This is a genomic window from Bacillus sp. SIMBA_005 (assembly GCF_046535585.1).
GTDB classification, from domain to species: Bacteria; Bacillota; Bacilli; order Bacillales; family Bacillaceae; genus Bacillus; species Bacillus pumilus.
Map to the genome: position 1 here is coordinate 1 of NZ_JAWRWI010000997.1, position 244 is coordinate 244.

Annotated in this window: 1 protein-coding gene; it reads right to left on the reverse strand. The window is 37.3% G+C overall.

All coding sequences use genetic code 11. From position 1 onward, the window contains the following. A partial coding sequence (locus tag SB660_RS23090) for a malate:quinone oxidoreductase (RefSeq protein WP_410584871.1) occupies positions 1-244 on the reverse strand: 244 nt, incomplete at both ends.

Sequence of the window (244 nt, forward strand, 5' to 3'; positions counted from 1 at the left end):
GTGGTCAAATAAAATACGTGTTAGAGCACCGAAGTTAACGTCTGTACCAGTGTCAATTTTTGTTGCAGCAATGGCCTCATTTGCTGGGCGGTCTTCCATAATAAGTGGAATCCATTCTTTCAGTTTTTCTGGATTATCAGAGAATTCCCTCCCTTTGAAAAGAGGATTATTTGACATTGTTTCATAACGTCTTCTTAAATACTCAACGTTTTTTTCACCTCTTACCATACTCATATGTGGTAAT